Origin of the sequence: Altererythrobacter sp. GH1-8 (genome assembly GCF_043702085.1) — a bacterium.
Classification (GTDB): Bacteria; Pseudomonadota; Alphaproteobacteria; order Sphingomonadales; family Sphingomonadaceae; genus Erythrobacter.
The window spans coordinates 1988833-2008628 of record NZ_CP171690.1 but is presented as its reverse complement, the minus strand read 5'-3'; the positions used below and the strand labels follow the sequence as shown (position 1 = coordinate 2008628).

General features: G+C 59.4%; 21 protein-coding genes. 5 read left to right on the top strand and 16 right to left on the bottom strand.

What is annotated here, in order from left to right; all coding sequences use genetic code 11:
• Positions 1 to 2 precede the first annotated feature (2 nt).
• The 12 genes from rpsC to rpsL form a co-directional block, all read right to left on the bottom strand.
• On the bottom strand, positions 3 to 698 hold the full coding sequence (gene rpsC, locus ACG9DO_RS09805) for a 30S ribosomal protein S3 (RefSeq protein WP_394727401.1): 696 nt from the start codon (positions 696 to 698) through the stop codon (positions 3 to 5).
• 1 nt (position 699) lies between these two features.
• A complete protein-coding gene (gene rplV, locus ACG9DO_RS09800; protein ID WP_394727399.1) occupies positions 700 to 1077 on the bottom strand; it encodes a 50S ribosomal protein L22 in 378 nt (125 codons plus the stop codon).
• Positions 1077 to 1352 (bottom strand): 30S ribosomal protein S19, encoded by a 276-nt coding sequence (gene rpsS / locus ACG9DO_RS09795; RefSeq protein ID WP_394727395.1) that lies wholly within the window; start codon positions 1350 to 1352, stop codon positions 1077 to 1079. The genes rplV and rpsS overlap by 1 nt, the downstream gene beginning before the upstream one ends.
• Before the next feature lie 6 nt (positions 1353 to 1358).
• Positions 1359 to 2195 carry a 50S ribosomal protein L2 gene (gene rplB, locus ACG9DO_RS09790; protein ID WP_394727393.1) on the bottom strand — a complete coding sequence of 279 codons (837 nt, stop codon included), beginning with the start codon at positions 2193 to 2195 and terminating at the stop codon, positions 1359 to 1361.
• An 8-nt stretch (positions 2196 to 2203) separates the two neighbouring features.
• Positions 2204 to 2512 carry a 50S ribosomal protein L23 gene (locus ACG9DO_RS09785; RefSeq protein WP_394727391.1) on the bottom strand — a complete coding sequence of 103 codons (309 nt, stop codon included), beginning with the start codon at positions 2510 to 2512 and terminating at the stop codon, positions 2204 to 2206.
• Positions 2505 to 3140, bottom strand: coding sequence for a 50S ribosomal protein L4 (gene rplD, locus ACG9DO_RS09780; RefSeq protein ID WP_394727389.1), 636 nt, complete (start codon positions 3138 to 3140; stop codon positions 2505 to 2507). The genes ACG9DO_RS09785 and rplD overlap by 8 nt, the downstream gene beginning before the upstream one ends.
• 3 nt (positions 3141 to 3143) lie before the next feature.
• Positions 3144 to 4016 (bottom strand): 50S ribosomal protein L3, encoded by an 873-nt coding sequence (rplC, locus tag ACG9DO_RS09775; RefSeq protein WP_394727387.1) that lies wholly within the window; start codon positions 4014 to 4016, stop codon positions 3144 to 3146.
• Positions 4017 to 4270: 254 nt separating this feature from the next.
• Positions 4271 to 4582, bottom strand: a complete 312-nt coding sequence (gene rpsJ, locus ACG9DO_RS09770) for a 30S ribosomal protein S10 (protein ID WP_061924928.1) — start codon at positions 4580 to 4582, stop codon at positions 4271 to 4273.
• Positions 4583 to 4999: 417 nt separating this feature from the next.
• A complete protein-coding gene (tuf, locus tag ACG9DO_RS09765) occupies positions 5000 to 6190 on the bottom strand; it encodes an elongation factor Tu (RefSeq protein ID WP_394727384.1) in 1191 nt (396 codons plus the stop codon).
• 92 nt (positions 6191 to 6282) lie between these two features.
• Positions 6283 to 8415: an elongation factor G gene (fusA, locus tag ACG9DO_RS09760; protein WP_394727382.1), complete on the bottom strand. Its 2133-nt coding sequence runs from the start codon at positions 8413 to 8415 to the stop codon at positions 6283 to 6285.
• A 38-nt stretch (positions 8416 to 8453) separates the two neighbouring features.
• Positions 8454 to 8924: a 30S ribosomal protein S7 gene (gene rpsG / locus ACG9DO_RS09755; RefSeq protein WP_394727380.1), complete on the bottom strand. Its 471-nt coding sequence runs from the start codon at positions 8922 to 8924 to the stop codon at positions 8454 to 8456.
• A 186-nt stretch (positions 8925 to 9110) separates the two neighbouring features.
• The gene (gene rpsL, locus ACG9DO_RS09750) at positions 9111 to 9482 is read right to left on the bottom strand and encodes a 30S ribosomal protein S12 (protein WP_007164630.1); all 372 of its coding nucleotides are present in this window, start codon (positions 9480 to 9482) and stop codon (positions 9111 to 9113) included.
• A 406-nt stretch (positions 9483 to 9888) separates the two neighbouring features.
• Between rpsL and ACG9DO_RS09745 the strand changes: the two genes are divergently transcribed.
• The 5 genes from ACG9DO_RS09745 to ACG9DO_RS09725 all read left to right on the top strand — a co-directional run bounded on the left by ACG9DO_RS09745 (position 9889) and on the right by ACG9DO_RS09725 (position 13891).
• The gene (locus tag ACG9DO_RS09745; protein WP_394727378.1) at positions 9889 to 10089 is read left to right on the top strand and encodes a hypothetical protein; all 201 of its coding nucleotides are present in this window, start codon (positions 9889 to 9891) and stop codon (positions 10087 to 10089) included.
• Positions 10090 to 10124: 35 nt separating this feature from the next.
• Positions 10125 to 10706, top strand: coding sequence for a hypothetical protein (locus ACG9DO_RS09740; RefSeq protein WP_394727376.1), 582 nt, complete (start codon positions 10125 to 10127; stop codon positions 10704 to 10706).
• A gap of 109 nt (positions 10707 to 10815) precedes the next feature.
• Positions 10816 to 11715 carry a DUF4238 domain-containing protein gene (locus tag ACG9DO_RS09735; protein ID WP_394727374.1) on the top strand — a complete coding sequence of 300 codons (900 nt, stop codon included), beginning with the start codon at positions 10816 to 10818 and terminating at the stop codon, positions 11713 to 11715.
• A gap of 384 nt (positions 11716 to 12099) precedes the next feature.
• Positions 12100 to 12846 (top strand): hypothetical protein, encoded by a 747-nt coding sequence (locus tag ACG9DO_RS09730; RefSeq protein ID WP_394727372.1) that lies wholly within the window; start codon positions 12100 to 12102, stop codon positions 12844 to 12846.
• A 139-nt stretch (positions 12847 to 12985) separates the two neighbouring features.
• Positions 12986 to 13891 (top strand): transglutaminase-like cysteine peptidase, encoded by a 906-nt coding sequence (locus ACG9DO_RS09725; RefSeq protein WP_394727370.1) that lies wholly within the window; start codon positions 12986 to 12988, stop codon positions 13889 to 13891.
• Here ACG9DO_RS09725 and ACG9DO_RS09720 read toward each other — a convergent pair whose 3' ends face one another.
• From ACG9DO_RS09720 to ACG9DO_RS09705, 4 genes are read right to left on the bottom strand one after another with little or no spacing between them, the layout of a single operon-like run.
• Positions 13892 to 15169 carry an HlyD family type I secretion periplasmic adaptor subunit gene (locus tag ACG9DO_RS09720; protein WP_394727368.1) on the bottom strand — a complete coding sequence of 426 codons (1278 nt, stop codon included), beginning with the start codon at positions 15167 to 15169 and terminating at the stop codon, positions 13892 to 13894.
• Complete coding sequence (locus ACG9DO_RS09715; RefSeq protein WP_394727366.1) at positions 15166 to 16191, bottom strand: cell wall hydrolase; 1026 nt, start codon at positions 16189 to 16191, stop codon at positions 15166 to 15168. The genes ACG9DO_RS09720 and ACG9DO_RS09715 overlap by 4 nt, the downstream gene beginning before the upstream one ends.
• The gene (locus tag ACG9DO_RS09710) at positions 16188 to 18344 is read right to left on the bottom strand and encodes a type I secretion system permease/ATPase (RefSeq protein ID WP_394727364.1); all 2157 of its coding nucleotides are present in this window, start codon (positions 18342 to 18344) and stop codon (positions 16188 to 16190) included. Before ACG9DO_RS09710 ends, ACG9DO_RS09715 begins: the two co-directional genes overlap by 4 nt.
• A gap of 38 nt (positions 18345 to 18382) precedes the next feature.
• Complete coding sequence (locus ACG9DO_RS09705) at positions 18383 to 19786, bottom strand: TolC family protein (protein ID WP_394727362.1); 1404 nt, start codon at positions 19784 to 19786, stop codon at positions 18383 to 18385.
• Between the last annotated feature and the right edge of the window lie 10 nt (positions 19787 to 19796).

Here is a 19796-nt window from a genome sequence, read left to right as displayed (position 1 = left end):
AATCAACGCGCTGGACGCACGCCGGAAGTCTGAGCTTCCATCATGAGACGGTCTTGCGCGGTCGGATCGTGTGCCATGATCTCGCCTTTGAAGATCCAGCACTTGATGCCGATGATGCCATATGCGGTCAGCGCTTCAGCTTCGGCATAGTCGACATTCGCACGCAGCGTGTGCAGCGGAACACGCCCTTCGCGGTACCATTCCACGCGGGCGATTTCAGCGCCGCCGAGACGGCCTCCGCACGTGATCTTGATGCCTTCGGCGCCAAGACGCAACGCTGACTGCACTGCACGCTTCATGGCGCGGCGGAAGGCGACACGGCGGATCAGCTGATCAGCGATACCCTGCGCGACGAGCTTCGCATCAATTTCCGGCTTGCGGATCTCAACGATGTTCAGCTTCACTTCGCTTTCCGTCATCGTGGCAAGCTTCGAGCGCAGCTTTTCGATGTCTGCACCCTTCTTGCCGATGATGACACCAGGGCGGGCTGCGTAGATCGACACCCGGCAAAGCTTCGCCGGACGCTCAATCACAACCTTCGAAATCGCTGCCTGCGGCACCGTTTCAAGGATGTATTTGCGCATCTCGATGTCTTCCTTGAGCAGACGCGCATAGTCACGCCCTTCAGCGTACCAGCGGCTGTCCCAAGTGCGGTTGATCTGCAGGCGCAGACCGATCGGATTGCTCTTCTGACCCATCTTACGCCTCTTCCATTTCACGCACGACGATCCGCAGCCGGCTGAACGGCTTGAGGATCCGGGTGGACTTGCCACGACCGCGTGTGTGGAAACGCTTCATCGTGATCGACTTGCCAACCGATGCTTCTGCAACGACCAGGCTGTCGACATCCAGATTGTGGTTGTTTTCCGCATTGGCGATCGCCGAGGCGAGCACCTTGCTGGCATCGCGTGCCATCGCCTTCTTGGAGAAAGCGAGGATGTTCAAAGCCTCTTCAGCTTTCTTGCCGCGGATCAGCTCAGCGACGAGGTTCAGCTTCTGCGCGGAACCACGGATCGTGGTGCCGACAGCGAGCGCCTCGTTATCGCCAACACGGCGCGGGGATTTTGCCTTGCCCATTAGCGCTTGCCCTTCTTGTCGGCAGCATGGCCAGGGAAGTTACGCGTAGGGGCGAACTCACCAAGCTTGTGGCCGACCATTTCTTCCGAAACGGAGACGGGGATGAACTTCTGGCCATTGTAAACGTTGAACGTCAGGCCGACGAATTGCGGAAGGATTGTGGAACGGCGCGACCATGTCTTGATCGGCTTGTTGCCACTCGATTCCTGCGCGTCCTCCGCCTTCTTGAGAAGGCTGAGTTCGACAAACGGACCTTTCCAAACGGAACGTGCCATGTCGGATTACCTCTTCTTCTTGGCGTGGCGCGAACGGATGATCATCTTATCCGTCTGCTTGTTGTTGCGAGTGCGGGCACCCTTGGTCGGCTTACCCCATGGCGTAACCGGGTGACGGCCACCGCTGGTGCGGCCTTCACCACCACCGTGCGGGTGGTCGACGGGGTTCTTTGCGACACCGCGGGTCAGCGGCTTGTGGCCCTTCCAGCGGGTCCGACCAGCCTTGGCGAAGTTCTGGTTCTGGTTGTCGGGGTTCGAAACCGCGCCAACCGTACCCATGCAATCTGCGCGAAGGTAACGCTGCTCGCCCGAGTTGAGGCGAACGATGACCATGCCGCGGTCACGACCGACGATCTGGACATAAGCACCAGCAGAGCGAGCGATCTGGCCGCCCTTGCCCGGCTTCATCTCCACATTGTGGCAGATGGTGCCGACCGGCATCTGGCCGAGCAGCATGGCATTGCCAGGCTTGGTGTCGACCTTTTCGCCTGCGATTACAGAATCGCCAACAGCAAGGCGCTGCGGGCAGATGATGTAAGCAAGCTCGCCATCTTCGTACTTAAGCAGTGCGATGAAAGCGGTGCGGTTGGGGTCATACTCGATCCGCTCGACGGTTGCAGGAACATCCCACTTCCGGCGCTTGAAATCGATGAAGCGGTACTTCTGCTTGTGACCGCCGCCAATGCCACGCGAAGTGACATGACCCTTGTTGTTACGTCCGCCCGTCTTGCGCTTGCCTTCCGTGAGCGACTTGACCGGCTTGCCCTTGTAGAGCCCGGTCTTGTCGACGAGGATGAGGCCGCGGCGTGCGGGGCTCGTCGGGTTGTAGTTCTTGAGTGCCATGATCTGCCTCAGATACCGCTAGTGACGTCGATCGAGTCACCTTCAGCGAGGGTGACGACCGCTTTCTTGATGTCGCTGCGCTTGTAGGGCTTGCCCTTCCAGCGCTTGGTCTTGCCCTTCGTGACGATGGTGTTCACACCCGTTACCTTCACGTCGAACAGTGCCTCGACAGCTTCCTTGATCTGCGGCTTGGTCGCATCATTGGCCACTTTGAAGACAACCGCGTTGTTTTCGGACAACAGCGTGGACTTCTCCGTGATGTGCGGCGCAAGCACAACGTCGTAGTGACGCGCGTCGATTTCCTGCTTCTTAGCCATTGAAGCGCGCCTCCAGCTTGGCGACAGCGTCCGTGGTCAGGACCAGCGTGTCGTGGTTGAGAATGTCATAGACGTTCGCGCCTGCTGCCGGGAGGACGTTGACACCCTTGAGGTTGCCAGCGGCCTTCTTGAAGCCATCGTTCACAGCTTCACCGTCGATCACCAGGACCTTGCCGGTAAAGCCAGCCTTGTCGAAGTGACCTTTAAGCACCTTCGTCTTGGCGTCCTTCAGCTCAAGGCTATCAACGACCACGAGGCCGTCCTTCGCCTTGCTCGAAAGAGCCATCTTCAGACCCAATGCGCGGATCTTCTTGTTGAGCGACTGCTCGAACTCGCGCTTGCGCGCACCGTGAGCCTTGCCGCCGCCGATAAAGATCGGAGCGCCACGATCGCCGTGACGAGCACGGCCGCCGCCCTTCTGATTACCGAACTTCTTGCCAGTGCGGGCAACGTCAGCACGCTCACGCGTGGGGCGAGCTGTAGCGCGACGGTTCTCAAGCTGCCAGGTGACGACGCGGTGCAGGATGTCTGCCCGCGGCTCAACGCCGAACACGTCCTTGTTGAGCTCAATGTCGCCCGACGCGCCGGAAATCTTCGCGCCGTCGATTTTCTGGACCTTCACCTTCATGGTTTAGCCCTCCCCATTTTCTTTAGAGGAATTTTCGTTGCTGGAAGCATCAGCCTCAGACGCATCGCCTTCAGGTGCCGCTTCTGCTGCCGGTGCTTCCGCAGCAGCTTCTGGCGCTGCTGCTTCTTCTACCGGAGTTTCAACTGCTGCAGTTTCTTCAACCGCCGGAACTTCCTCTGCCTCAGGCTTCGGAGCATTGAGGTCGAGCACTGCAGCCGGGAACGGCAATTCGTCGGCAGCCGCTAGCTTCACGGCATCTCGAACCAGCAGCCAGCCATTCTTCGAGCCAGGTACTGAGCCCTTGATAAAGAGCAGGCCGCGATCAGCATCAGTACGAACCACTTCGAGGTTCTGCTGCGTGCGCTGACGGTCACCCATGTGACCAGCCATTTTCTTGCCCTTGAAGACACGGCCCGGATCCTGACGGTTACCCGTCGAGCCGTGCGACCGGTGACTGATGGAAACACCGTGCGTTGCACGAAGACCACCGAAACCCCAACGCTTCATGGCGCCGGCAAAGCCCTTGCCCTGAGTGTGGCCGGTAATGTCGACCTTCTGGCCTGCAACGAAGTGGTCTGCACTGATGGTCGAGCCGACTGGGACAAGACCCTCTTCGTTATCGACGCGGAATTCCGCGACCTTCTTCTTCAGGCCAACCTCAGCTTTCGCAAACGCTTCGCGCTGCGGCTTGTTGACATTCTTCTGCTTCGCTTCACCGGCACCGAGCTGAACGGCAAAGTAGCCATCCCGCTCGCCAGTTCGGTGCGATACAACCTGACAACCGTCCAGCGAGAGCACGGTCACGGGAACGTGCCGTCCATCCTCCTGAAACAGGCGGGTCATCCCGACTTTTCTAGCGATAACGCCTGTGCGCATCGTCTGAACTCCTAAACAGAGGCACACGAGGCCCATCCCCGCGTGCTTGCCAGCCCAATTTTCATGAATCGCCCCGTCCGGGCTGAATGCTCGCGCAGCCTGTTGGCCGCTTAAGCTAGACGGGGGACTCAGCCCGGATCATATCCGGCGGTATCCCAATGTCTTGCCGGTCTGCTTAGACCAGCGGGGCCGTTGGAGCCCCTGAAATTCTCAAGCCGCTTAAGGTCCGCCTGATGGACCGCGCTCAAATCAGCTTAAGCCAGCTTGATCTCAACGTTCACGCCAGCTGCCAGATCGAGCTTCATCAGCGCGTCAACGGTCTGAGCGTTTGGCTGCACAATGTCGAGCAACCGCTTGTAGGTGCGCACCTCGAACTGCTCGCGCGACTTCTTGTCGATGTGCGGGCCGCGGTTCACGGTGAACTTCTCGATACGCGTCGGCATGGGAATGGGGCCGCGAATAAGCGCGCCAGTGCGACGTGCTGTTTCTGCAATCTCGCCAGTTGCCTGGTCGAGAACGCGGTGATCAAACGCCTTGAGGCGAATACGAATATTCTGAGCTTCCATTTCCTACACCGATGCGAAAGAGCCAAAGAGCTGTTTCCAACTCTCAAAAACAAAAGGCCCGCCCGGCTTTTATCCGGTTTCCCGGAAAGGGCGGCCCTTCGAAAATCGTTACAGCAGAGACGAATCCCTGCGCTTGCCCGGGCCTATACGGAGGAGAGGCAGTTCTTGCAACCCCGAATTGCGCCAATTTATTGGTTGCATCCAGCACGTTCGTGCTGGCATGTCTCCCATACCACCCTCACCCCTTACCTTCACGCCCCGATGGTCCATCATGTGGAGTGTCTAGAGAGGGGTGCGGGCTGCCAAAGCCGCGAGCTTCGGCGGACACCGAAACCCTCTTCTCATGAAAAAGAGGCCTGGCACTCCATCTCGAGCACCAGGCCTGCTTTTCACAGTGCGTCCCAGAGACGCGCTGAATTACTTGGTGATCTTTGCAACCACGCCTGAGCCGACGGTACGGCCGCCTTCACGGATAGCAAAACGCAGACCTTCGTCCATAGCGATCGGTGCGATCAGCTTGACGTTGATGGTTACGTTGTCGCCCGGCATGACCATTTCCGTGCCCTCTGGGAGGATCACTTCACCGGTCACGTCGGTGGTGCGGAAGTAGAACTGCGGACGGTAGTTCGCGAAGAACGGCGTGTGACGGCCACCTTCGTCCTTCGAAAGGACGTAGACTTCTGCGCTGAACTCGGTGTGCGGAGTAACCGAACCCGGCTTCGCCAGAACCTGACCACGCTCAACTTCTTCACGGCCAACGCCGCGGATGAGAGCGCCGATGTTGTCGCCAGCTTCACCGCGATCAAGCAGCTTGCGGAACATTTCAACGCCGGTCACGGTCGTCTTGGTGGTGTCCTTGATGCCGACGATTTCAACTTCGTCGCCAACGTTCACAACGCCGGTTTCAACACGTCCAGTAACAACCGTACCGCGACCAGAGATCGAGAACACGTCTTCGATCGGCATCAGGAACGCCTGATCGATCGGACGCTCGGGCTGCGGGATGTGCGCATCGACTGCGTCCATCAGCGCGATGATCGAATCCTTGCCGATCGCGTCGTCGCGCCCTTCGAGAGCAGCCAGAGCCGAACCCTTAACGATCGGAATGTTGTCGCCATCGAAATCGTAGCTCGAGAGCAGTTCGCGGACTTCCAGTTCGACGAGTTCGAGGATTTCCTCGTCGTCGACCTGGTCAACCTTGTTCATGTACACAACCAGCGCAGGAACGCCGACCTGACGGGCGAGAAGGATGTGCTCGCGGGTCTGCGGCATCGGGCCGTCAGCTGCGTTCACCACCAGGATCGCGCCGTCCATCTGCGCTGCACCGGTGATCATGTTCTTCACATAGTCAGCGTGCCCCGGACAGTCGACGTGTGCATAGTGACGCGCACCGGTTTCATACTCGACGTGAGCGGTCGAAATCGTGATGCCACGCTCACGCTCTTCCGGAGCCTTGTCGATATTGGCGAAATCGACAGCAGAACCGCCGTGAGTTTCAGCCATAACCTTCGTGATAGCCGCCGTCAGCGTGGTCTTGCCGTGGTCAACGTGACCAATGGTGCCGATGTTGCAGTGCGGCTTATTACGCTCAAATTTTTCCTTAGCCATTTCTCAAATTACCTCTGAGTTTGAAATTGAATCTCTGCGGGAGAGGACGGCACCCGCTGAATCAGGCGCCGCCCCTAAACCGTGTCGCCTGCTTAAGCAAGCTTCTCCTTGACTTCCTGTGCCACACTTGCCGGAACTTCGTCATAGTGGCTGAACTGCATCGTGTATTGAGCACGACCTTGCGTGAACGAACGCAGCTCATTGACGTAACCGAACATGTTGGCGAGCGGAACGAAAGCATCGACTGCCTGAGCGTTGCCGCGCGTGTCGGTGCCCTGAATTTGGCCGCGACGGCTGTTAAGGTCACCGATGACGTCACCCATGAAGTCTTCCGGGGTTACGACTTCGACCTTCATGATCGGCTCAAGCAACTTAATCCCGGCCTTGCTGGCGACTTCGCGCATCGCACCGCGACCGGCGATTTCGAACGCGATCGCGCTCGAGTCGACGTCGTGGTACTTGCCGTCCACCAGACGGATCGAGAAGTCGATGATCGGGAAGCCAACCAGGTGACCACTCTCGGCCTGCTCGCGCATGCCCTTTTCAATCGCCGGGATATATTCGCGTGGGATGTTACCGCCCTTGATCTCGTCGACGAATTCGATGCCTGCACCGCGCTCACCTGGAGTGACGATCACCTTGACTTCGCCGAACTGACCCGAACCACCCGACTGTTTCTTGTGGGTGTAGGTCACTTCGACTTCGCGGCCGAGGTACTCACGATAGGCCACCTGAGGGGCACCTACGTTAGCTTCGACCTTGAACTCGCGCTTCATCCGATCAACCAGGATGTCGAGGTGAAGCTCGCCCATGCCCTTGATGATCGTCTGGCCGCTTTCGTGGTCAGTCGTAACACGGAAGCTCGGATCTTCGGCAGCCAGGCGGTTGAGGGCAACACCCATCTTTTCCTGGTCGGCCTTGGTCTTGGGTTCCACTGACAGCTCGATAACCGGCTCAGGGAATTCCATGCGCTCAAGGATGATCGGGTGTGCCGGATCGCACAAAGTGTCACCGGTGGTGGTTTCCTTCATGCCCGCCAGAGCGACGATATCGCCAGCGAACGCCTCATCGATGTCCTCGCGGTTGTTCGAGTGCATGAGCAGCATACGGCCGATCTTTTCCTTCTTGTCCTTGACCGAGTTCAGGACCGAGCCTTTGGAGAGCTTGCCTGAATAGATCCGAGTGAAGGTAAGCGAGCCGACAAACGGGTCGTTCATGATCTTGAACGCAAGCGCAGAAAACGGTGCATCGTCGGATGATGGACGGCTGTCTTCTTCCTCGCTGTCAGGCTTGACGCCCTTGATCGCCGGAACGTCGAGCGGCGAAGGCATGTAGTCGACCACCGCGTCGAGCAGCGGCTGAACGCCCTTGTTCTTGAACGCGCTGCCGCACAGTACGGGCACGAATGCCTGTGCCATGGTACCCTTGCGGATCAAGCGCTTGAGCGTTGCCGCATCAGGCTCTTCACCTTCAAGATAGGCTTCCATCACGTCATCGTCCTGCTCAACCGCAGTCTCGATCAGCTTCTCGCGATACTCAGCAGCCTTGTCAGCAAGGTCAGCCGGAATGTCGACGAACTCGTATTTCGCACCGAGGTCTTCAGCCTGCCAAACGATGCCGCGATTATTGACGAGGTCTACGACGCCCTTGAGGTCGCTCTCCGCACCGATCGGGAGGTAAAGCACCAGCGGGGTCGCGCCCAGTCGATCGATGATCGACTGCACGCAGTAATAGAAGTCAGCACCGGTCCGGTCGAGCTTGTTGATGAAGCACATCCGGGGGACCTTGTACTTGTCGGCCTGGCGCCACACGGTTTCGGACTGCGGCTCTACGCCTGCAACTCCGTCAAACACGGCAACCGCGCCATCAAGCACACGCAAGCTGCGCTCGACTTCAATCGTGAAGTCAACGTGGCCGGGCGTGTCGATGATGTTGATGCGGTGCTTCGGCTGGTTAGCGCGCAGATCTTCAGGAGCCGAGCGCGGATCCATCGTCGGATCTTCCGCGGTCCAGAAGGTCGTCGTCGCAGCCGAGGTAATGGTGATACCGCGCTCCTGCTCCTGCTCCATCCAGTCCATCGTCGCCGCACCATCGTGCACTTCGCCGATCTTGTAGGACTTGCCGGTGTAGTAGAGGATACGTTCGGTAGTCGTGGTCTTGCCGGCATCGATGTGAGCCATGATGCCGATATTGCGGTACCGCTCCAGCGGATAATCGCGTGCCATGTTTTTTCTCCGTGAGGGGGCTGCCCTCTATGTAGGGTTTACCAGCGGTAATGCGAGAATGCGCGGTTGGCGTCTGCCATGCGGTGCGTGTCTTCACGCTTCTTCACAGCATTGCCGCGATTGTTGGCCGCGTCCATCAGCTCGCCCGAGAGGCGTGCGGACATGGTCGTTTCCGGACGGCCGCGCGCAGCGGTGATCAGCCAGCGGATCGCGAGCGCCTGGGCACGCTCGGGGCGAACCTCGACCGGCACCTGGTAGGTCGCACCGCCAACACGGCGGCTGCGCACTTCGACCTGCGGCTTCACATTGTTCAGCGCATCATGGAACAGCTGCACCGGATCGGCCTTGGCCTTCGCCTCAACCGTGTCGAGCGCGGAATAGACGATCCCCTCAGCGACCGACTTCTTCCCGTCAAGCATAAGGTTGTTCATGAACTTCGACAGCACCTGATCACCAAACTTGGGATCGGGCAGGATAACCCGCTTTTCGGGTCTACGACGACGTGACATTTCTAAATACTCCAGACTCGTGAGCGTAAGCGAACTCTTAAAACGTCATCCCAGCGAAGGCTGGGATCTCAGGCCACTTGCACTCGGTCTCAAAAACTTTGCCGCGTACATTCTACCGGGTGGGACGCGATCCCCGATAAAATCGCTGGTGGCGATTTTTCGAGGATGACGTTCACCCCGTGAACGTCACTTAGGCCTTTTCGCCCCGTACTTCGAACGGCTCTGCTTGCGGTCCTTGACCCCTTGCGTGTCGAGCACGCCGCGCAGCACGTGGTAACGCACACCGGGAAGGTCGCGCACACGCCCGCCGCGGATGAGGACAACCGAGTGCTCTTGCAGGTTGTGGCCTTCACCCGGGATATAGGAGATGACTTCGCGCTGGTTCGTCAGGCGCACCTTGGCCACTTTACGCAGAGCGGAGTTCGGCTTCTTCGGCGTCGTCGTATAGACGCGCGTGCAGACACCGCGCTTCTGCGGGTTCTGCTCCATCGCAGGGACCTTTGACTTGGCCTTCTGCGGAGTGCGGCCCTTGCGGACCAGCTGGTTGATCGTTGGCATAGTTACTCTTCACCTTGTTGGCGTGTTTGAGGACCGAAGATGAAGAGAAGCAGTTTGTGCAGCCCGAGCCCGCTGTCGTCATCCCGGACTTGATCCGGGACCCAGCGAGCAAAAGTGCACAAGCCTGAAACGCTCCACCCGAGGCTTTCAAAAGCGCCGGATTACTTTGCCGGTTGTTCCTCTCTCTGTTCGCGTGAGTCCCCGCAAAGGCGGGGACCTCAATCGAACAGAGAGCAGACAAGACCGCCAATGTTCAGCTTATGATTGACCGGGAATCTTTGAGGACGACCGATCGAACGGCGCGGCCTTTAGCTGGGGAGCGAGGTGGGGTCAAGGGTGTGGATGGACACTTAACAAGTGAATGTCAGCTCTGGACTAATTAAAGGCGTCGGCTAACTTCAATCCCGTGAACGATGAACTGTACATTAAGTCAGGCAAACCCTTGATGGTAAATGAGGCCTTTCTTCGTGCCCTCGACACTTTGATGAACGAAATAACGCCAGTACTGATCAGCGAAGCCGCGCAAGCAAATGAGATTACGGAGGTTCAACTTAAGAAATTCCTTCAGGGCAACAAACGAGGGCTCAGCGAAAAATTCGCAGTTTAGAGCGGGCGGCGAAATCAGTAAGACCAAACTACAGTGTGGAATGGGAGAATGGAGTAACTTCTAAGAGGCACGACATCGAGGAAGTCATTGAGGCAACACGGAGGGAGGCCGCCAAAGTTAATACCATTCAAGCTGAGATCGGCTCTTGGCCCGGGAACAGAGTTGAAATTCGCGTTAGTCCGGCGTTCGAGGCAGTTTCATTTCGGATGAAAGGGACTAGAGAAAATTTGGAGAAAATGAGGGGATTTTTCGATTCTCTAGTCAAGAATTTTTGTCCGGATTATCCGTTTCTTTACTTGGAGGCTTTTCGGGTAGCCTTGCTCATAGTAACCTTAATAATTGTTTGGCTCGGTGTGACGTTTCTGATTTATTCTTCCCTCCCAGATCTTTCAGACCGGGAGGCAATACCATTTTGGCCTATGGCTGTTTCGATGTTCGCTGCATTTGGAACAGGATTTTTTATCGAAAAGAGATGGAAATCAGCATTTCCTTTAGTGGATTTTCAATTTGGAAGCGGACGTAATGCCGGGACCAAGAGAAGATCCATCGGTTATGCAGTCACCGTTATTTTTCTGCCAATCCTTATCGCATTCGCCGTAACGTTTGGCGGCAGATGAGAATCCTAGAATTTTAACCGTGTAGGGGGTTTGGGTTTCCTGCATGCGTCTTATAGTGAGTTAATACCTGCCAATTACGCTGTGTTTGATATGGACAGTAGGATTCCAATTGCAAACGCCACGCAAACATCACTTCGTACCACAATTTTGGACAAAGAACTGGCTAGGACCAGATGGCAAAGCTCAACGGTTTACTAATCCACATGGGAACATCATCGTTTCTGAGCGAAAGGCCACAGTTGCAATTGGATGGTCTGAAAAGCTGTACAACTTTCCAACCCATGTCGAACAAACTCTGGATTTCGAAACTCTCTTGTTTCGACATATTGATCAGCGCGCATCCGATCTGTTCAAAAAACTTTGTGTAGAGTCTAATCCTACCCTGTCTACCTCAGAGACCGAAACGCTAGCAGTGTTCCTGCTAACTCTGCTGCATAGAAGCCCAGCGGGGATCACAGCCATGCGTGCTCTTTCCAGAATTATGTACGAGGAAGTGCGGGCTGAGCTGCGCAACTCATACCATGAAGTTCGCGCGAAAAATGATCCCCAGACGGTTGAAGAATATGAAAAGCTCAAAGGTCCAGAAGCCTATCTAGATCATTTCAGTAACATCTTTCGAACAGTTGTGTTTAGCGAGAAAATCGCACAATTCCTGGCTAACCTTCACTGGAAAAGGATCACTTTCAAAGTTCCAGATCGAAGATTACTACTATCAGACGATCCCCTGATACGAACAAATGGGCTAGCGGGGCCAGAAGGCCACGTTGCATTTCCCTTAACCCCCTACATCGCAATCATCGGATGCAACGATTCAGATTTCTTTGAGACGATCTTTTCACTCAATCAAAGAGAGCTTATTGGAAGGATGAATGAACAAACTGTGCAATCCGCCCGTCATTTCGTTGTCGACATCGACAATAGTCAAGAACGCTTCATCCGAAACCGGTTCGGGCGAATTCCAAGACCAACCCTCTCTGAGGCATCGTTGAGGGACTATGAAGAGATTTGACTGATGGGCCCTCATTTAGGCGCAACAAGTTTCCCAACCCTGGCCCAACTGCAAGCGGGCGAGGAATGGTTTACTCCAGAACGGCGAACGACCAGTGAGCCGCAAGGGCGACCGCCCGCCCGCAGGTGCCCCGTAGCGCTAGCGGAGGGAACAGCACCGAGGACGAGAGCGCGGAGGCGCTCTCGAAACGCAAAAACTCCTCTCCCCTTGGCTCCTGCCCATCGACCCCGCGCCCAGACGCTTGGGACCAAGCCGATTGGGTATTTCCTACTTGGTTGTTTTTTGCTTGTTTAGCCTCAAGCGCCGGCGGGGCCATCCGGCCCCTTAGGCTTCCGCGCTAACGCGCGACGGCCGGTCGGCCTTGCGGCTCGCTGGTCGCTCGCCGTGCTCCGCCACCAAGCCAATACCCTTTCACCACGCGCCAGACAGGAGCGTCACACAATTTCCACCCCTCCGATCAACACCCGCGCTATCCCTCGTCAGGCGACCTCTGCCGTCGCCTTCGTCGATGCCGAGCCCTCAGAGGACGATCCGCTGCTCGACTTCGTGCCTGTCCCCCACAAGGCTCCGCGCCGCAACTCGATCACCCCTGATCTCCAGCGCCGCTTCATCGCTCATCTCGCCGCGACCGGAATCGTCACCGCCGCTGCGCGCCACATCGGCAAGAGCATGGAGGCGATCTACAAGCTGCGCCAGCGGCCCGGCGCAGAGGGGTTTCGCGCGGCGTGGGATGCGGCGATTGATCGCGGCGTCGCGCGGCTGGAGGCAACCGCCCCCACCCGCGCGATCCAGGGCGAGGAGCGGATGGTGGTCTCCTCCGGCAGGCTGGTGGGCACGGAAATCCGCCATAACGAGGCGCTGGTGATGTTCTTCCTGCGCAACCGGCTCGGCGCGCGCTATGATCCGGCAGCGCATATCAGCCCCGGCCATCCGGTCTATGAACGCATCCGCCGCGAGATGGAGGCAGAGCGGCAGCGCGAGGCCAATGACCCGGCGCGCATCCGGGCCCTGCACGAGAGTATCGAGCGCAAGGTCGAGCGGGTCAGGCTCGAAGTGGAAGCGGCGAAGGGTGCGCAGAAGGCGGAGAAAGCTCCTGAGGGGCCGGGGCCTACGCAAGACTACCCAGCTTAACCGCAATCACTTCCTCATATCCTCGCGGCATTAACCATGGCGAGTGCCCTCCACGCTCGGTTCCCCCCAACCGGCAAGGTTCTGCCGCTAACCGGCATTACCTTGCCGGTAACCTTATGTGCGAACCGCATGGTGAGAGGTGCGGGTGCAAGCAAGCGCGATGTTCAACGCGCGCACTCTCCTTGCGACCGCCGCTGCCACGGGACTGGCTCTCGCTGCTGTGCCTGCGGCTGCCTCGCCTGCGCTCAACCTTGCCGGGCCGAGCGCGATGCCGCTGGCGGCTGCGGGCATGGCGGGGCTGGACTGCGCGGCCCCTACCCCTGCACCGGTGTCCAAGGCCAGCGCGATCCTCGGCGTGGAGATGAGCGCGCTTGAACGCATGCGTCTGCAGCAATCGGGCGCGGCGGTGGAGCAAGCGCCTGTCGCTCTCTCTCCAGCCGCCCCCGCCCTCACCGCGCCGTGTATCGCGGCGAGCTTTGCACGGCCCATTCCGGCGAGGGGGCAATTCCTCGGGACGGAGCGCGTGGCGATCGGCAAGACCCGCTTCGACAAGCAATGGGACCGGGCGATGAGCAAGGGACTGTCGGCGGGCGATGTGCGCGGGGCCGTGGGTGCCTTGCCGCGGGACCGGCGCGCGCTGCTTGCCCGCGTCAATGGCTGGGTCAACGGCGCGATCGCCTATCGCAGCGACGGCAGGCGGGATCGTTGGGCCGATGCGAAGAGCACTCTGCGCAAGGGCTATGGCGACTGCGAGGATTATGCGATCCTCAAGCTGCAGATGCTTGCCGCCTCGGGTATTCGTTCGGAAGACATGATGCTGACGCTGGCGCGCGACACCATGCGCAAGGTCGATCACGCGGTGCTGCTGGTGCGGGTCGATGGCCGCTGGGGCGGCGATGAGTGGGTGATGCTCGACATGCAGAGCGACCGGGTGGACAGTGCTGCGTTCGACTATGGCTACCGCCCGGTGATGAGCTTTGCCGCAGGGCAGCGTTATCTCCACGGGAAAGCCTACGCGGCGAAGCCCTCCTTGGCCCTCAGGTAATTACCTTTCCGTCATCGCCTCATTGAGCGCGCGGGTGACAGGCTTCAGAAGGTAGCTCAGCACGGTCTTGGAACCGGTGATGATCTCCACATCGCAGATCATGCCCGGAACGATCGGCAATTGCTGCCCCCCTCGGGTGAGGTAGGCGCGGTCGGTCTCGATCAGCACGGTGTAATAGGTTTCACGCTCCGCCTCGTCATAGATGCTGTCCGCGCTGACCTGCCGGACACGGCCCGACAGCCCGCCATAGGTCGCAAAATCATAAGCGGTGACCTTCACGTTAGCCCTGTGGCCGACCTGGATGAAAGCGATGTCCTTGGGCGCGACGCGCGCTTCAACCAGCAGCTTGTCGCCCACCGGTACCACCGCCATGATCTTCTCGCCCGCATTGACGAAGCCGCCCACGGTCGTGACTTGCACATCGTTGACGATGCCATCGGCCGGTGCGCGCAGTTCGTTGCGGTTGCGACGCGCCTCTGCCCCGCGAATGGTCTCTTCATTGACCGCGATGCGTTGATTGATTTCAGAAGCTTCATTGAGCGCCTGCTGCTGGAACTCGCTGCGCGCGGCGGCCAGATCGGCCTGCGCCTGGCGGATCGCTGCCTGCGAACGCGCGACCCCTTGCCGGGCAGCGGCGAGGCGGCCTTGCGTGTCGACCAGATCGCGCTGCGCGGTCAGCAGTTCGGTCCGCGGCACGATGCCCTGCCGCGCGAGCGGTTCAAGCATGTTGACCTGATCCTGCGCGAGGCGAACGCTGTTCTGCAGCGTGCTGACTGTAGACTGCGCTTCAGCCAGATCGCGGCGGCGCTGCTCGACTGCGGATGCGAGCGAGGCCTGCTGGCTCTGAGCGGTGGCGACTCGCGCTGCCTGCAAGCGGCGTTCCTCAGCACAAAGGGAGCCTTCTTCGCAGCCGATCTCGTTGCCTGAGGCTTCGCCCTCCAGTCTGCTGGCACGCGCGGCCAGCCGCTCGTTCTCGGTTTCGAGACGCGACAGCTCGGAGTCCGCGATGTCGTCGTCAAGGCGCACAAGCAGTTGCCCGCGCTTCACGCTCTGCCCTGCCCGCACAAGGATCTCTTCGATCACTGCCGGCTCTGCCGATTGGACCAGCTGCTCCTTGGACGACGGAATGACCTTGCCCATCCCGCGTGTGACCTCCTCGGTCTGCGCAACACTCGCCCAGGCGATCAGCAGGAACAAGGTAGCCCCGCAAATCGCGATCAGCTTGCGGTTGGCATCCCAGTCCGAGAATGTCTCGAACCATTGGCGAACCCTGTTCATTGCGCGGTCCCTTGCGAGTCAATTTCGCCTTGTGCGGCAAGCGATGCCTGATACGAACCGCCGCTGTTAACCGGATCGGGGATCGACAGACGCCATGTCTTGGTCGTGTCGATCCGCCCGCCAACATCGGTGGGCGCATGGCGGTCCTTGACGTCGGGCGTCACTGTGGTTCCCGGCGTATAAACCGGCTCTGTTTCAGCGATGGCGGTGAGCCAGTGCGTCCGGTCAATCGCGGGGATTGCCTCGCGGCCCGACCAGCCCCGCGTGAATGCGCGCGGCTGACCGGCAGAACCGGGAAAGCGGTAAAAGATGTGAAGGCCAATCTTCTCGATCTTGTCGAGCGTGAAGGCCCAGCGAGGTAGCACGTAATCGGCATGATAATGCGTGGCCGAACCCACCGAAGGCTCGACAAATCCCGCGAGCGCGGCCTCAGCAACCTTGCGAGATTCACCCCATTTGTTTGCCAAAGGGGTGCGCGCCAGCGAGCCGTCACAGGTGAAACTGAACTGGCACACCGGCTTGTTGACGCCTTCATAAACAACGCCGCAAACCGATCCGGGATAGGCCGGATGCCGCAAACGATTGAGTACGACTTGTGCAACCGCGCGCTTGCCTTGCAGCGGCTCGTTTGCCGCTTCGTAATAGATCGCCTGCGTCAGGCATTTGAGTGCGGTGTTGTGTGCGCCAGTGCCTTGCCCGATGGCGTTGAAGGCACCCATGCGCTGAACGGGCGAGCCGGAGACCGGGATTAACGCGTTTCGTTCCTGCGCACTTGTTCCTTCGACGATGCTTTCCGCCTGTTTGCCGGTCGACAGCGTCTTCAGCTGCGCCACTTCGCGCGACTGCATTGTAATGCCGGTTTCAGCGCGGGTCGGATCGGGTTTGCCAATCACGAATGCGAGCCCAATCAGGACTGCAAAGCCTGCCGCGCTTCCAGCGGCGTAATGCCAGGCGCGGGAAGGCTTCTCCACTGCCTCAGAGCGCTCTTCGCGCACATAATCCTTGATGACAGCGGTACTCACGAGGTCATGCCCCCTGCCCCGCCGGCGCGCGCAAGGATTTCCGCCTTGCTGCCATCCGCCACTATCTTGCCATTGTCGAGCACCACGATCCGGTCAACCAGATCGAACAAGGCCGGACGGTGGGTCGAGACCATCAAGGTCTGGCCCGGCTCCAGCGATTCCTTCACTCGGGCGACAAACTGCTTTTCCGTCTGAGCGTCCATCGCGCCGGTTGGCTCATCGAGGAACAAGAGTTCGGACGGGGAAACGAACGCCCGCGCCAGGGCGAGGAAGCTGCGCTGCCCGCCGGACAGGCGCCGGCCTGCTTCACCGACAGCGCGGTCGAAACCGCTATCATCGCGTGCGAGAAATTCGTCCGCACCGCTCATCCGCAGCGCTTCAAACAGGCGCTCGTCCGATACGCCCGGCTCGCCCAGGGCGAGATTGTCTTTGATGGAACCTGTAAACAAGGTCGCGTCCTGCCCAACAAAACGGAAAGCTCGGCGCAAATCCTGTGGGCGGAACTGACGCGAGTCTATTCCATTAACCAGAAAAGCGCCGTCTGTGGGCTGATAAAGTCCGCAAATTAACCTTCCGAGCGTGGACTTTCCCGAAGCGACACGCCCGATCAGCGCAACCTTTTCGCCCGGAGCGACAGTAAGGTTGATCCGGTCAAGCGCCGCAATCGGAGCCTCGGGGTAGGCAAAGCTCACGTCCTCGAGTCGCAGCGACGCGTTGCGCACCGTTGCGGGCAAGGCAGATGCCCCCTGGCGGCGCTCGTCCGGCACTTCAAACAGCTGCTCGATCGACTCCAGCGTTTCCTTGGCTTGCCGCCCCCGCGTCAGCAGAAACGCGATCTGGCCTGCCGGCGCAAGCGAGCGGGAAGACAGCATCACGATTGCAATGATCGCGCCCATCGTGATCACGCCCGCGTCAAACAGGTAATAACCGCCGATCACCAGCGCGATCGATGAAACCTGCTGGAAGCTCTGCGCAAGCCCCACTGCAACCGACTGAATGTTCTTGAGGCGTATCTGCGACTGGCTGCCGATCTCTGCGAGATTGTACCATCGGCCCATCATGGCCCGCTCGCCGGTCATCGACTTCAGCGTCTCCATGCCGGCGACCGATTCCACCAGCAGCGTTTGCTGCAAGCCATGATCGGCCTGCGCATCGCGTGCGGCGTCCGTGACCTTTTGCTGCAAGCGCCATCCGGCAAAGGCCATCAGGCAGATAGCCACAATCGGGACCAGCGCCAGCCAGCCCGCGATATACGCGATGACGGCGACAAACAGGACAAGGAAAGCGACATCGACCATCAGCACGATGGTGGTCGATGCGAAGAAATCTCTTACGACCTGATACTCGGACACACGCGCGGCGAGCCCGCCAGTGCTGCCTTGCCTGGCTGAGAGCGGGATACTCATCACGCGGCTGAAGATCTTCTGGCTGAGCTTGATGTCGAGCCGCTTGCCAATCTGGTCAATCACGTTGGTGCGCGCAGTGCGCAGCGCGAATTCCATCGCAAAGGCAAGCAGCACGCCGATACCGAGCACCCACAGTGTCGAGACAGCGCGGTTCGGGATCACGCGGTCGTAAACATTCATCGAGAACAGCGGCAGCGAGAGCGCCAGCAGGTTGATCAGCAGCGAAGCAACCAGCACCGGACGAAACGCCTTGCGTTCCTTCCGCAGCTCTCCCCAGAACCAGTGATGGCGGCCCTTGGCATGCCACGGGGCCTCCTGCTCACGCTTCGCGTCGGGATCGCCGAAGACGGTGTAGAATGTCCCCGCATAATCGGCCTGCACCGCAACACGGTCGAGCCATTTCGCGCCTGAACCGTCCGCTCCGCCCTCTTCCGGCGTCCAGACCAGCAATTGCCCGCCCTTGACCTCGTGAATGACCGCGACTGAACCGCTGGCTCGCGTGATCAGCGCGGGGTAGTCAGTATCCGCCAGCGGGAGCTTCTTGCGGGTGAGCTCCTCAAAATCGAGGCCCGTCAATTCGATCGCTGCACCCGCCTGATGGAATGGCAAGCGCCCGTCGGCGCCGCGCGCCAACGAATCATACAGCGTCGGGGAGAAAGCGAGCCCATAGCGGCGCGCCAGCTCCCCGATCGCAAGTATCAGCGGGTCATTGCCGTGCAGCGAATCCGCATCCCGTCTCTGCAGCACGATAATCCCTCACCTGTTAGCTCTGCAATAACAGAGCCTTACTTGTCATACCGACGATAATCGGTTTCCGCTTCCTTCGGCGGGCCGAAGTCGAAACGGTCACGTTCGTTCATGCCTGCGCCGGTTCCCGGAGCCACGTTCAGCGAGCTCAGGAAAGTATTGGTCGCAGCCAGGATCTGGTATTGCGCAAAAAGCTGAGAAAAACGTGAAGTTTCAAGCCGCACCTGCGTGTTGAAACGCGTGTTCTGCGCATCCAGCACGTCGAGCAGCGAACGCCGTCCGACATTGAACTGCGCGCGGTAGCTCAGCAGCAGATCATCGCTGACCTGCGACTGACGCTCCAGCGCAGCGCCCACATTGCGCTGTGTCTGAAGGGCTGTCCACGCATTGGCCGCGTCTTCTTCCGCCTGGCGCACCATCTCATGCAGACGGTAACGCGCCTGCGAAGCGCGGTGCACCATTTCCTGATACTTGCCCTTGTTCAGGCCCCCATCAAATACGTTCCAGCGCAGATAGACCCGCGCCTGAACATCATTGGTGTGACCGTTGAAGCCGTCGATATCCTCACCCACGCGGCCACGGACATCCGCGCCGATGGTGGGGTAGAAATCGCCTTTGGCTGCCATCACGAGGCCATGGGCCGCATCGACATCAGCCTGCGCCTCACGCACCAGCGGGTTCTGCGTGCGAGCGAGCCCGATCGCCGCGCCTTCCGTCGCCGGCAATGAAGTGGTCAGATCAGGCGGCAGCGTCGGAGCCGAGATGGTAAGTCCCGTAAGCCGGCGAAGCGCGTTATCGGCAACTGCCAAGGCTTCGGACGCTTCCTCGGCGCGCACGATGGCGGACTGGAGGCGCTCTTCGGCCTGCTGCAGGTCAGCGACAGAGATCGATTCCTGCTCAACGCCTTGCGCCAGATCATTCACCAGTGCCTGGTGGAACGCGCGGTTGTCCGCCGCCGCAGCGGCGACGCGTTGCTGCAGCAGAACATCGAGATACTGACGGGCGACCTGCAGCGCGACAAATTCAGACCGCTCAACCACGCGCAGGGACGCCCCATCGACGCGTGCTGCCTGACGCAGCAACTCGCCGCGGCGACGGCCAAAATCGAAGATCGTCCAGTCGATCGTGCCCTGCGCCTCAAGCGGATAGAGTTCCTGGTCAGCAATGCCGAGATTGCGGCGCGTGCGGTTCTCAAGGCGGCGAATACCGGCTGACGCCTCGACATCGACGCGCGGCAGATAAAGCGACTGCGCCTGCTCGCGTTCAAACTGGATCGCCTCGGTATTGTACTGCGCTTGCAGGATTTCCGGATTGGACATCATCGCGATCTCGATCGCCTGCTGCATGGAGATCGTGCCATCCGAGGTTTGCGCCATCGCGGCAGGCGAAGCGGTTGCCATCAGTGCGGTTGCAGCAAGGCCAATAAGTGTCTTCTTCATCATTAGAACCTCC